Source organism: Sphingomonas sp. Leaf17 (assembly GCF_001421505.1).
GTDB lineage: Bacteria > Pseudomonadota > Alphaproteobacteria > Sphingomonadales > Sphingomonadaceae > Sphingomonas.
Genome location: NZ_LMKL01000006.1, coordinates 44,939 through 57,904, shown reverse-complemented (window position 1 = coordinate 57,904; position 12,966 = coordinate 44,939). Strand labels below are relative to the sequence as shown.

12 protein-coding genes are annotated in these 12,966 nt (G+C 69.1%); 4 read left to right on the top strand and 8 right to left on the bottom strand.

From position 1 onward, the window contains the following. The first annotated feature begins 88 nt into the window (after window positions 1-88). The 4 genes from ASE75_RS09240 (at window position 89) to ASE75_RS09225 (ending at window position 4,896) form a co-directional block, all read left to right on the top strand. Window positions 89-1,180, top strand: a complete 1,092-nt coding sequence (locus ASE75_RS09240) for a GNAT family N-acetyltransferase (protein ID WP_055933270.1) — start codon at window positions 89-91, stop codon at window positions 1,178-1,180. 71 nt (window positions 1,181-1,251) lie between these two features. Further along, window positions 1,252-2,442: an amino acid aminotransferase gene (locus tag ASE75_RS09235; RefSeq protein ID WP_055932412.1), complete on the top strand. Its 1,191-nt coding sequence runs from the start codon at window positions 1,252-1,254 to the stop codon at window positions 2,440-2,442. 121 nt (window positions 2,443-2,563) lie between these two features. Next, window positions 2,564-4,069: a DHA2 family efflux MFS transporter permease subunit gene (locus tag ASE75_RS09230; protein ID WP_200922340.1), complete on the top strand. Its 1,506-nt coding sequence runs from the start codon at window positions 2,564-2,566 to the stop codon at window positions 4,067-4,069. Further along, complete coding sequence (locus tag ASE75_RS09225) at window positions 4,066-4,896, top strand: exonuclease domain-containing protein (RefSeq protein ID WP_235512605.1); 831 nt, start codon at window positions 4,066-4,068, stop codon at window positions 4,894-4,896. Before ASE75_RS09230 ends, ASE75_RS09225 begins: the two co-directional genes overlap by 4 nt. On the opposite strand, the gene ASE75_RS09220 is transcribed toward ASE75_RS09225, so the two are convergent. The 8 genes from ASE75_RS09220 to ASE75_RS09185 all read right to left on the bottom strand — a co-directional run bounded on the left by ASE75_RS09220 (window position 4,889) and on the right by ASE75_RS09185 (window position 12,964). Continuing rightward, a complete protein-coding gene (locus ASE75_RS09220) occupies window positions 4,889-5,218 on the bottom strand; it encodes a hypothetical protein (protein ID WP_200922339.1) in 330 nt (109 codons plus the stop codon). The genes ASE75_RS09225 and ASE75_RS09220 overlap by 8 nt on opposite strands. A gap of 3 nt (window positions 5,219-5,221) precedes the next feature. Next, window positions 5,222-5,701, bottom strand: a complete 480-nt coding sequence (locus ASE75_RS09215) for a hypothetical protein (protein ID WP_055932403.1) — start codon at window positions 5,699-5,701, stop codon at window positions 5,222-5,224. A gap of 62 nt (window positions 5,702-5,763) precedes the next feature. Continuing rightward, window positions 5,764-6,444 (bottom strand): tRNA (guanine(46)-N(7))-methyltransferase TrmB, encoded by a 681-nt coding sequence (trmB, locus tag ASE75_RS09210; protein WP_055932400.1) that lies wholly within the window; start codon window positions 6,442-6,444, stop codon window positions 5,764-5,766. An 88-nt stretch (window positions 6,445-6,532) separates the two neighbouring features. Next, entirely contained in the window at window positions 6,533-7,780 is a 1,248-nt protein-coding gene (locus ASE75_RS09205) for a putative DNA modification/repair radical SAM protein (RefSeq protein WP_055932397.1), read from the bottom strand. Between the two features lie 117 nt (window positions 7,781-7,897). After that, window positions 7,898-8,167, bottom strand: coding sequence for a hypothetical protein (locus ASE75_RS09200; RefSeq protein WP_055932394.1), 270 nt, complete (start codon window positions 8,165-8,167; stop codon window positions 7,898-7,900). 70 nt (window positions 8,168-8,237) lie between these two features. Next, window positions 8,238-8,423, bottom strand: coding sequence for a hypothetical protein (locus tag ASE75_RS09195; RefSeq protein WP_055932391.1), 186 nt, complete (start codon window positions 8,421-8,423; stop codon window positions 8,238-8,240). Window positions 8,424-8,704: 281 nt separating this feature from the next. Then, a complete protein-coding gene (locus tag ASE75_RS09190; RefSeq protein ID WP_156340358.1) occupies window positions 8,705-9,307 on the bottom strand; it encodes a hypothetical protein in 603 nt (200 codons plus the stop codon). Between the two features lie 273 nt (window positions 9,308-9,580). After that, on the bottom strand, window positions 9,581-12,964 hold the full coding sequence (locus ASE75_RS09185; protein ID WP_055932385.1) for a chromosome segregation SMC family protein: 3,384 nt from the start codon (window positions 12,962-12,964) through the stop codon (window positions 9,581-9,583). Window positions 12,965-12,966 lie beyond the last annotated feature (2 nt).

Genomic DNA, 12,966 nt, shown 5'->3' with positions numbered 1-12,966 from the left:
ATGTGGCGGTGGTCGGCGTTGCGAGCAAGGTCTAAGACGTATGGCGCATGGGCGCGACGGGCTGTCGGCGACCGGGGAAGGGACGAAGATGCGGGCGATGCCCCTGGCCGATTTCGAGCGACTGACACCCGGCGTCCAGGTGACGGTCGATGTCGGCCTGTCGGGGGCGATCGACGTGGTCGCGGCAGCGGCACTGTCGTCGCATCGGTTCCTGCGGTATCAGTGGTTCGCCGCCGCCCTGTCGGCCGGCGGCACGGCGGTGCGGACCATCGTGGCGCGGGTCGCGGGGCGGCCGCAACTGGCGCTGCCGATCGTGGCGACGGGACCGGCCGCGCTGGGGCTGGTGTCGATCCCGGGCAGTTACTGGCCCTTTCGCGGGTTTCCGGTGGCGGCCGATGCCGACCCCGCGATCCACGCGCCTGTTCTGGCCGCGCTGGCGGGTGCGGCGCGGGGGGTGCGGATCGGCCCGGTGATCGACGGCGATCCGGCGGTCGGGCCGCTGATCGCGGCGGCGCGCGCGCGCGGCTGGGTGGCGATCGACCGGTACATCGCCGACAGCTGGGTGCTGGATCTGGCCGCGGTGCAGGCCGAGGGGCCTTGGCCGCGCGGATCGACGCTGCGCAAGAACCGGTTTCACGAAAAGCATCTCGGTGCCCACGGCCGGCTCGACTGGGATTTCGTCACGGGCGACGAGTGGCCGGTGGGCTTCGATGCGATGGCGCGGGTCGAGGCGGCAAGCTGGATCGCGGCGCGGACCGACGGGCGCGATGCGAAGTTCACCGACACCGGGCACGGCCGGTTCTGGCGGATGGCGGCGGAGGATCCGGTGCTGGCCGCAATGTTCAACGCCGCAATCCTGCGGGTCGATGGCGCACCGGCGGCGTTTTCGTTCGACATCGACGCGGGCACGACGCGGTACGCGATCGCCAACAGCTATGATCCCGCCTTCGCCAAACATTCGCCGGGCAAACTGCTCTATTACCGCAACCTGACAGCGGGACTCGCGCGCGGAATCGCGGTGGTCGACTGGGGTGCGGGCGACAGCGGTTACAAACAGGTGCTGGGGGCGGTGCAGGGGCCGGCGATGCGCGACTGGCTGTTGCTGCGGCCGGGACTGCCGGCGCTGGCGGGGCGGCTGCTGAGTGGGGTCTGGCGACGGAGTGGCAACGCGGCCCCCTGATGCCCGCCACGCGCGACTTGGGGCCGGTTCGTCGCTATCAGGCCTCTCAGGACAGACCAGAGGACTTCGCCATGCCGTTTCGCTCGCTCATCGCCCAGCCCGCCGACTCGCTGCTGAAACTGATCGGCGCATTCCGCGCCGATCCGCGCAGCGACAAGATCGACCTTGGCGTCGGCGTGTTCCGCGACGATGACGGGCGGACGCCGGTGATGGCGGCGATCAAGGCGGCGGAAGCCCGTCTGCTCGAAACGCAGGACAGCAAGAGCTATCTGGGGCCGGAGGGCGACACCGGCTTCCTCGCCGCGCTGGCGCCGCTGGTGTTCGGCGATGCGGTGCCGGCCGACCGGCTGAGCGGTGTCCAGACGCCGGGCGGGACGGGGGCGTTGCGGCTGGGTGCCGAACTGCTCGCTAAGGCGGGCGTTCGCCGGATCTGGGTCGGCACGCCGAGCTGGGCCAATCACGCGCCGGTCTTTGCCGCCGCCGGGCTGGATGTGCGCGGTCACGCCGCATTCGACATGAATGCGCAGCGGCTGGACCTGGACGCGATGGCGGCGGCGCTGGCGGATGCAGTCGCGGGTGACGCGATCCTGCTGCACGGCTGCTGTCACAATCCGACGGGGATCGACCCGGACGCGGCGGACTGGGCGGCGATCACGACGCTGGTGACGGGGCGCGGGCTGATCCCGTTCGTCGACCTTGCCTATCAGGGGCTTGGCGACGGGATGGAGGCGGATGCGGCCGGCGCGCGGGGCGTGCTGGCGGCGGCACCGTTCGGGCTGCTCGCCTATTCTTGCGACAAGAACTTCGGCCTGTACCGCGAGCGGACGGGCGCGTTCTGGGCGACCACGCCCGACCGCGACGCCTGCGCCATCGTGATGTCCAACATCCTGTCGCTGGCTCGTGCCAACTGGTCGATGCCGCCCGATCATGGTGCGGCGGCGGTGCGGATCGTGCTGGAGGACGCCGGGCTTGCCGCCGACTGGCGCGCCGAACTGGATGCGCTGCGGACCCGGTTGCAGGGGTTGCGCAGCGGTCTTGCCGCGCTGGGCCGCGTCGGCGGGATCGACCTTGCGCCGTTCGCCGCCGGCAAGGGCATGTTCGCCACCCTGCCGCTGTCGCCGGCACAGATCGAATGGCTGCGCGCCGAGCGGGCGATCTACATGGCGGGGTCGGGCCGGATCAACATCGCGGGCTTCGGCCCCGGAGCCATTCCCCGTTTCGGCGCGGCGCTGGCGGCGATGGAACAGGCCAACATACGATAGGGAGAGCGGTGTTGCAGCGCCGCATTTTGCGGCGCAGTAGGGGGGGGCAAGCGGTCGTCTGCGCCGGCCGCGCCCCTATACTGGACGTTCTGCATGAGATTGCCCGTTTGAGAATATCCGCGTGAGATTGCGGCGGCGAGGTCTGGCCTCGATCAACAGCGAGGTGCGCGACGGTATCCTGCCCGCCGCCGATACGATCGCGCAGGTTCCAAAGGATCCCGGCGCGGCCGCACACATGCCGCGCGGCTACCGTGTCACCGCGCTCATCATCGCCTGCGCGTTGTTCATGGAGCAGATGGACGCGACGATCCTCGCCACCGCGCTGCCGACGATGGCGCGCGATTTCGGCGTACCCGCCACCAGCATGAGTTCGGCGCTGACGTCCTACCTGCTGGCGCTGGCGATCTTCATTCCGGCCAGCGGACGGCTGGCCGACCGGTTCGGGTCGCGGACGATCTTTCGCGCCGCCATCCTGATCTTCGTCGGCGGGTCGGCGCTGTGCGGCATCGCACCCAGCCTGCCGTTCATGATGGCCGCGCGCTTCGTGCAAGGTCTTGGCGGGGCGATGATGATCCCGATCGGCCGCCTCGTCCTGCTGCGCAGCGTGGCCAAGGAGGACATGGTGCAGGCGATGTCGTGGCTCATCATGCCCGCGCTGATCGGTCCCATCCTGGGGCCACCGGTGGGCGGTGCGATCGTCACCTATCTCGACTGGCGGTGGATCTTCTATCTCAACCTGCCGATCGGCCTGCTCGGCGTGGTGCTGGTCACCCGCTATATCGGCGACGTGCGGGAGGATCGGCCGGCGCGGTTCGACAAACGCGGCTTCGTGCTGTCCGGCATCGCGCTCGGGTGCCTGCTGTTCGGGTTCGAGATGTCGAGCCGGACCGGCGAACTGCCCCACGCGCTGGGCCTGATCGCGATCGGGCTGGTCGCGGGCGCGCTGTACATCCGCCATGCCGGGCGGCGGTCGGACCCGATCCTCGACCTTACCCTCATGCGCATTGCGACGTTCCGGCTGTCGGTGATTGGCGGGTCGTTGACGCGGATCACGCAGGGCGCGCAGCCGTTCCTGCTGCCGATGATGCTTCAGCTGGGTTTCGGCATGACCGCGGCGGCCAGCGGCGCGATCACCGTGGCCGGCGCGATCGGGTCGCTGGCGATGAAGGGGCTGGCCCCGCGCATCCTGCGCCGGTTCGGGTTTCGCCGCAGCCTGATCGTCGGCGGGCTGGGCGCGAGTGCCGGCTATGCCGTGTGCGGCTTGTTCCGCCCCGACTGGCCGGTGCCGGTGATCTTTGGCGTCCTGATGACGTCGGGCTTCTTCATGTCGTTCCAGTTCTCGGCCTATAACACGATCGCCTATGACGAGATTCCGAGCGAGCGGATGAGTTTGGCGACCAGCTTTTACGCGACGTTCCAGCAATTGATGCTGTCGCTGGGCATCTGCGTCGGCGCGGCGTCCTTGCATATCGGCATGCTGGGGTCGGGCAGCACGCGGCCCGACCTGTCGGCGTTCACGCTGGCGTTTCTGGTGGTGACGGCGGTGTCGGCGACGGCGACGATCTGGAACCGGCGGTTTGCGCCCGATGCCGGCGCGGACCTGAGCGGGCAACGGCGGGCATCGTGAGCGTGGCGCCCGACTTCGTCGTCATCGACGTGGAAACCGCCTGTTCGCGGGTCAGCAGCATCTGCCAGGTCGGCATCGTCGGGTTTCGCGACGGACAGGAGGTGTTCGCCTATGAATCGCTCGTCGATCCGCTTGATACGTTCAATCCGTTCAACACCCGTATCCACGGGATCGAGGCGAATCACGTCGTCGGCCAGCCGACCTTTGCCGATGTCTACGGCGTCATCCACGGCCACCTGACCAACCGCACCACGGTCGCCCATTCGCATTTCGACAAGGGCGCGCTGGCCGCCGCCTGCCGCCTCCACGGCCTGCCGCCGATCGAGACGCGGTGGCTGGACAGTGTGCGGGTGGCGCAGCGGACCTGGCCCGACCTGCCCAGCCACAAGCTGGGCGAACTGGCGAAATATCTCGGGATCGCGCACCGGCATCACGACGCGCTGAGCGACGCGCGGGCCGCCGGCTGGGTCATCGTCCGGGCGATCGCGCACAGCGGCCTGACGCTGGCGGACTGGCTGGCCCCGCTGCGCCCACCCGGCCCCGCGCCCCGTCCCGCTCCGGAGGGGCCGCTGTCGGGGCAGCGGATCGCCATCCTCGGCCAGCCGCGCGATGGACCGCTCGCGCACCGGCTGGCGGCGGCGGGTGGCCGGGTGATGACCGCGATCAGCGCGGGGACGACCATTCTGGTGGTGTCTGGCGGCGATCCGATCGGCCCGGCGGCGCGCAACAGCGCGGCGTTCGTGAAGGCCGACCGTGTGCGCCGGCGGGGCGGGGCGATCCGCATCCTGTCCGAACAGGCGCTGATCGCCGCGTTCGACCTCAGGTGACGGCCCCTAGGCCCGCGAACCACGCCGCGTAGGGCGTGGTGCGGGCCATGTGCCGGTTCAGGTCGGGCGATCCATCGTCCCACCAGACCGGCCCGCGCTCACCCAGCGCGACTTTGGCCCGGTCGACCGCCTGCCGCGCCGTCGCACGGGCGTCGGGATCGTTGGCCTGATTGGCGGCGGCGACCGCGCGACGGGCGTCCATCAGCGCATCGACGGTCGCCTGCCGCACATCGTCCGCAAGCGCCGGGTTCGCCCGCCGCCACAACCGCCCGCGCACGACGATGTAGCGACCGTCCGGCGTCACCGGCGGAGCGGCTGGCATGGCTCAGGCCGGCAGAACGGTCGGCGTCGCGTTCAGCGCCATCGCGGTCTTGTGGCAATCGTCGATATGCGCGTTGCCGACCAGCTTCATCGCGCCGAAGCTGAGCGAGGCGGCCACGGCCGATCCGATGAACGGCACATATTTCGCCGCCGACGCGGTCGCCACCCGCACCCCGATCCGCCGCAGCAACGCGGTCACCAGCCGTTTCGTCACCATCCGGCCGATCAGCGTGTTACCCATGCTCGACGCCATCACCAGCACCTGCTGCGCCATCAGCGGTTCCATCTTCTGCACCTGATCGTGGTCCAGTTCGAACCGCTTGCTGATCTCGGGCAGCAGTGTCGTCAACAGGCCGATGTCGGCGACGATGTCGAGGCCGGGTACCGGCACCACCGCCGCACCCGCCGACATCAGCGATTTTCTGGTTACCATCCGGCGGCATTCGTCGCGGATCCGGTCCAGTTCGGTGGCAGAGGTAATCATGGGGCGCTGTTCCAATGCTCGGTCGATCTACCGCTGCAACGCGCGGCGACGACAATCGGCCATCACACCCGGGTATAGCGGAAATACCAGACCTCATGCCCCTGCCGCCGGGCCTTGCGTTCGTAGCGCGTCTCGGGCCAGTCGTCGGGGCGGGTCAGGAAATCGGCGGCACCCTGTGCCTGCCATACGAAGTCGCGGCGCTGGTTCATCACCATCATCGACCAGCGGCAATAGGTCGGGTCGTCGGTGCCCAGCCGGAACTCCGCCCCCGGTTTCAGCTTGGCGGCGATCGCGTCGAGCGGCCCGTGGTTCAGCATCCGCCGCTTGGCGTGGCGGGCTTTGCGCCACGGATCGGGGTGCAGCAGGTACAGCCGGTCGAGGCTTTCGTCCGGCAAGCGTTCGATCACGGTCAGCGCGTCGCCCATGTACAGCCGGACATTGTCCAACTCGCGCTCGCGGATGTGCGTCAGCGCGCCGACCACGCCGTTCAGGAACGGTTCGCAGCCGATGAAGCCGGTGCCGGGCGCGGCCTGCGCCTGACCCGCCAGATGCTCGCCCGCGCCGAAACCGATTTCCAGCTGCAACGGCCGGTCGTCGCCGAACAACCCTCGCGCAGTCACCGGGCCGTCCTCCGGCACGCTGACTTCGGGCAGCAGCTCCTCGACCAGCGCGGACTGGCCCAGACGCAGCTTGTGGCCCTGACGACGACCGTACAGGCGGCGGATGGTGGCGGGATCGTTCATGGCGGTGGGCCTTAGAGCGTCGGCGCGGGGATTTGAACCGTCATCGTTTCTGCGGGCTTGGTTTCCCCGTGCCGGTGCGGAGGAATTGCTACGCCGCGAACAGTTCCAGCTGCTGCTTCCTGGGCGTCACCATCGTCTTCAGGTCGTCCCGGTCGGTCAGCGCGACCGGTCGCCAGTCGTCGGCGATCAGGAACGGGCGCAGCTTGGCGATCGAGACGGTCAGGCGCGCGACATCCTCCAGCCGCAACCGCCGCCGGCGCCGGCTGGTCAGGATCGCGTTCACCGCCTTCACGCCAAGCCCCGGCACGCGCAGCAGCAGTTCGCGCGGCGCGCGGTTGACGTCGACCGGAAACGACCCGCGAAACTTCAGCGCCCAGGCAAGTTTCGGGTCGATGTCGAGCGGCAGCATGCCGGTCGCGTCGTCGGCCGCCGCGACGACCTCGGCCGGGGAATAGTCGTAGAAGCGCATCAGCCAGTCGGACTGGTACAGCCGGTGTTCGCGCATCAGCGGCGGGCGTTGCAGCGGCAGGACCGCGCTGGCGTCGGGAATCGGGCTGAACGCGGAATAATAGACACGGCGCATCCCGAACCGATCGTACAGCGACGAGGCTTTCCGCACGATGTCGCCATCGGTCGCGGCGTCCGCGCCGACGATCATCTGCGTCGACTGGCCGGCGGGGGCGAAGCGGGGCGCGGACTTGTAATGCTTGCGCGCGTCCTTGTTGTCGGCGAGCGATTCCCTGATCCCGCCCATTGCGCCCTCGATCCGGTCATTGTCCTTTTCGGGCGCGAGCCGCTTCAGCCCGGCGACGGTCGGCAGTTCGACGTTGATCGAGACGCGGTCGGCGTACAGCCCGGCCTGATGGATGAGTTCGGGGTCGGCGTCGGGAATGGTCTTCAGGTGGATGTAGCCGCGGAAATGATGATCCTCGCGCAAGGACCGCGCGACCTCGACCAGCTGCTCCATCGTGTAGTTGGACGAGGCGATGATGCCCGATGAGAGGAACAGCCCCTCGATATAATTGCGTTTGTAGAAGGCGATGGTCAGGTCGACCACCTCCTTGGCGGTAAAGCGCGCGCGGCGGACGTTCGACGACTTGCGGTTGATGCAATAATGACAGTCGAAGATGCAGCTGTTGGTCAGCAGGATCTTGAGCAGACTGATGCAGCGGCCGTCCGGGGCATAGGCGTGGCAGATGCCCATCCCCTCGGTCGACCCCAGCCCCTTGCCGTCGCGGCTGTTGCGTTTGGCGGTGCCCGACGACGCGCAGGACGCATCGTATTTCGCGGCATCCGCCAGAATTTCGAGCTTCTCACGGGTGTCGAGTTGCGCCATCCGTTCGGCTTACGTTCCGCAGATCCCGCTGTCGAGTGATGGAGGTTAGGACCTGGCGCGCGAACACGAAGTGGAGGATGTTGGTGTTCGTGGAGACTGCCACCCGGTCCCCGCCGATCACTGAACCCGGCGATGCTTTCCACCGTACCGCTGGCCGATATAACTGCCGAGTTGCGCCATTTCGGTGGCGGCGGCGGTGGCCGCGCTGCCGCGGCAGGGCAGCGGATCATGGTCGTGGTTCGCGGCGCGGGCCTGCACCGTGGCGCAAAGCTGTTCGATGTCGGCGCGGCTGAGCAGGTTCTTCTCGCGCAACAGGCACAACAGACTTTGCAGGATCACGAGGTTCTTGTCCTCAGGTCCATGGTCTGCGGGTTCGAAGATGCTCATCGACTCTCTCCTGCCATTCTTGTTTTCAGGAGAGGCTATGCCTTTGCGCGGCAAACGCAAGAGGTCTGTTTCAACCCAGCAAAGCAACCAGATAGCGGATCGCGTCGACCATCCCGCCAAGGCTGACCGGCATCAGCAGCAAGAGGAATGCATAGCAGAGCAGCACGCGCGCGATGGCTCGTTCCTTCGGGTGACGCGGGCGGGGCGGCGGCTGCGGATCCTCGCGCGGCCAGATATGGGTTTCGTCGAGGAACATGGGCGACGTCCTTTGCGGTCGACGCATATGTAGGACGGGGGGCGATAAATCCAATGGCGGGCTGATGCTGGACATCGGTATTGCTCGACGGCCGATTTCGCCCAATCTCAGCCGTTCAGGCGATCTGTCGTCGATTCCAAAAGCGGCCGTTTATTTACGCGACCGCAAAGTCTGAGACTGGGACCTACCGGCCGTTCAAGCCGACCGCAGCCAACGACTGCTGTTGGCAGGAGCGGTCGTAAACGGTTTGTCGGAGTACGCTTCCTTGTCCCGATGCGCCTTCAGTCCAGCATTCGAATATGGCCCATCGAACTGTAACGGTCGATCGCGAACCCTAATTCGTCTTTCAACTCGACGATTGCGCTGTATGCGGCAGTCGCCTCATCGTTCATCGAGATGTCGCCCTTCTGCTTTGGGTGCCGTATTTTCATCAGTATGTCGTTGCGGCGTTTCAGCTGCTCACCTATCTTCATAACCAGGCTCTGCACGTCTTCGCCGAAGAACACCTTCGCTTTATTCTCGACCTTCCAGAGCGCGTAGAGTGCTTCGGGCTTATGGTCGCCATATGGATCGCCCAGGAAAGTAATTTCGTCCTCGCGTGCTTTGATCGCGGCGAACAGTTCCTCCTTAAGTGCAGTTCGGTCTTTTAGAAGGTTCATCGCTTGGGTCTGACGATTAATCTCTACCTGCCCACGAGCTATCTCTATTTGCTGCTCGGTCATTAAGCGCGACAATTCGGCAATCATTTCCGAGCTTTCTCGACTCAGTCGTCCAATGTAGGTTGTTACGAACCAGCCAATTGTCGTTAAAATAATTCCGCCTAATAGCGTTATGGAAGTGCCAACTACGGCAGCTTGAACGGGCGCTTGGGAAAAATCTACCATGCGCGGGATTATATATCGGCGCTGAGTTATTGAGAAGCAGGCTTACTTGCGGGTTGATGAGGGCGGCTTAAGGAACCCAGATAGTAGTGCTTTCAGCAAGAGCAGCGCTCTGGCGTCGGACTGCAACGACTGGCTTTGGTTGCAAGTTGCCTCGCCGACGCCCCTCAAGAAACGGCAGCTTTCGCGCCTGCCGTCCCCGAAAGCGGACGGGCAGGAAACCACCATAATCCGACGAATCTCGCGCGACGCAGAACTTACCCAGGCCGGCAGTCGCTACTCCGCCAGCAACCCCTCCGCCGCCCGAAGATCCACCGACACCAGCCGGCTCACCCCCCGTTCGATCATCGTCACGCCGAACAGGCGGTGCATGCGGCTCATCGTCACGGCGTTGTGCGTGACGACCAGATAGCGGGTGGCGGTGTCGCGGGCCATGCGGTCGAGCAGGTCGCAGAAGCGTTCGATATTGGCGTCGTCCAGCGGCGCGTCGACCTCGTCCAGCACGCAGATCGGTGCGGGGTTGGTCAGGAACAGGCCGAAGATCAGCGCGACCGCGGTCAGCGCCTGCTCGCCGCCCGACAACAGGGTCAGCGATTGCAGACGCTTGCCCGGCGGCTGGACCATGATCTCCAGCCCGGCCTCCAGCGGATCGTCCGAATCGATCAGCGCCAGATGTGCCTGTCCGCCGTCGAACAGGGTGGTGAACAGGGTCCGGAAATGCCCGTCGACCGCCTCGAACGCCGCCAGCAGCCGCTGACGCCCTTCGCGGTTCAGCGTGCCGATCGACCCGCGCAGGCGGTTGACGGCATGGCCCAGTTCGGTGCGCTCGGCGATATTGGCGGCGGCCACCCCCTCCAGCTCGGCGAGTTCGCGCGCGGCGATCAGGTTGACCGGGCCGATCCGCTCGCGCTCCAGCGTCAGGCGTTCGTGCGCGGCCGACTCGCCCTGCGGGCTGTCGATGGCGTCGGCGTCGAAGCCGAGCCTCTCGGGCAGGACCGGGGCGGGGCACTCGAAGCGTTCGCCCGATAGCCTACCCATCTCGACCCGGCGCAATTCCTGATTTTCGTGGCGGGCGGTGGCCCCGGCGCGGGTTTCGCGCGCGGCGGCGAGGGCTTCGGCGGCATTGGCTTGCGCGGTGGTGGCGGCCCGGACGGCGGCGTCGGCGGCGATTTCCTGGGCCGCGAGCGTATCGGCGGCGGTGCGGGCGACGCCGTGCGCGCTGTGGGTGATGGCGATCTCGGCATCCAGCGCGGCCGGACGATCGGCGATGGCGGCGGTTTCGCGCGCGACCTCGGCGGCGCGGGCGTCCATGTCGGCGATGCGGCGCGCGGCGTCCCCGGCGCGCGCGCGCCAGCTGCGCGCCTCCGCCCCGACGGCGGCGAGCCGTTCGCGGTCGGCGGCGGCGGCACGGTCGAGCGCGGTCCGATGGTCGCGCGCGGCGGTGACGGCGGCGCGGGCGCGGTCGGCCTCGTGTGCCAGCGTGGCAACGCGGGCGGCGGCGGCGCTGCCATCGGGCAGGGCGGCGCGGGTGGCGGCCGCGCGGTCGCGCTCGGCGGTCGCCTCGGCCACGTCGCCGGCGATGCGCGCGGCGCGGGCGTCGAGGTCGGCACGCTGCCCCGCCAGCCGCTCGATCTGCGCCAGCGCGCGATCCTCGGCCTGAATCGCTGCACGGATCGCCTGATCGGCGCGGGTCAGCGCGGCGCGCGCGTCGGTGGCGGTCCGGCGCGCGGCGGCGATGGCGGTGTCGATCCGCGCGCGCGCCGCCTCGGCCGTGACCAGCGCGGCGGCGGCGGCGGGGCGGGCGTCGGACAACTGCCGCAAGCGGTTCAGCCGTTCCAGCCGCTGCGCGGTGGCCGCCCCGGTATCGCGGCTGGTGAAGCCGTCCCATCGGCGCAGATACCCGTCGCGCGTGACGATCCGCTGGCCGGTCGCCAGCGGCCGTGAATCGTCTGTTTCAACGACGAAACATTGCGAGAGCCGGCGGGCGAGGGCAGGCGGGGCGACGGTGTGGGTCGTGAGGGGCACCGCGCCGGCGGGCGGTGGCGGGTCGCCGGGCTGGGTGGCCGCGCCGGTCCAGGCACCTGGCGCGGTTTCCAGATCGTCGCCAAGCGCGGCGGCCAGTGCGCGCTCGAAGGCGGGGGCGACGCTGACGCTGTCCAGCAGCCGCGCCTTGCCGGTCGCCTGCGTGGCGCGGCGCAGCGCGGCGATGTCGCTGTCGATCGCGGCAAGGTCTGCGCGGGCGGTGGCGCGGGTGGTTTCGGCCGCATCGCGGTCGGCCTGCCCGTTGCGTTCGGTGCGCTCGGCGGTGGCCAGTGTCTCGCGGGCCGTGGTGGCGGCGTCCGTCGCGGTGTCACGGTCGGCCAGCGCCTGCGTCCGCGCGGCATCCAGCGGGGCGGGCGCGCCAAGGCTGGCCAGCGCGGCGGCGACCTGCGCGGCGTCGCGGGTGGCGCGGTCGTGGCGGGCGTGGGCGGCGGCCAGCGCGGCGGTGGCGACGCGGGTTTCGGCGGCCTCGCTGGCCTGTGCCGCCAGCGCCTGCGCCAAGGCGACTTCCGCATCGCGCGCGGTGCGCTCGGCCGCCGCCAACGCGGCGTCGGCGGCGGGGATGGCGGCGGCGGTGTCGGCGGCGCGGGCGTTCAGTGTCGTCGTTTCGGTCGCCAGCTTTGCCAGCGCATCGACCGCGTCGGCGGCCAGACTGCCCTCCCGCGCGCGTTCGGCGACGATCCGCGCGGCGGCGGCGGACAGGTCGGCGACGCGCGCCGCGGCCGACGCACGCCGGGCGCGCAGCGTGTCGAGCGCATGGGCGGCGTCGTTCGCCCGCTCGCGCGCGGCCTGTGCCGCGCCCCGGGTCCGCGCGAGGGCGGCGGTCGCGTCGAGCAGCGCCTTGGCCCGGTCGCGTTCGGCGGCGGTGGCGGTGGTCACGGCCGCGTCGGCGACGGCGGCCTCGCGTTTCGCGGCGTCGGCGGCGGTCGCGGCCTCGCGCCAGCGGGCGAAGATCATGCGACCCTCGGCGACGCGGATCCGGTCGGACAGCTCTCGATAGCGGTCGGCGGCGCGCGCCTGTCGCCGCAGGCCGGCGGCGCGCGCGTCCTGATCGGCGATGACCTCGTCCAGCCGGGCCAGATTGCCTTCCGTCGCGCGCAACCGGTTCTCGGCATCGCGGCGGCGGACGTGGAGGCCGGAAATGCCGGCCGCTTCCTCCAGCATCGCGCGGCGATCGGCCGGTCTGGCGGCGATGACCGCGCTGATCCGGCCCTGGCTGACCAAAGCGGGGGAGTGCGCGCCGGTCGCGGCGTCGGCGAATAACAGCCCGACGTCGCGCGCGCGCACGTCCCGCCCGTCGATCCGGTAGGCGGAGCCGGCGCCGCGTTCGATCCGGCGGACGACTTCGGTCTCCTGCCCGTCCACTTCGGCGAGGATCGAGACTTCGGCGAAGGCGCGCGGCGGGCGGGTCGCGGTGCCGGCGAAGATCACGTCGTCCATGCCGGCGCCGCGCAGCGACTTCGCGCTGTTCTCGCCCATCGTCCAGCGCAGGGCTTCGAGCAGATTCGACTTGCCGCAGCCGTTCGGCCCGACGACGCCGGTCAGGCCGGGCGCGATCACCAGATCGGCGGGTTCGACGAAGCTCTTGAACCCGGCGATGCGGAGGCGTTTGATCTGCATGG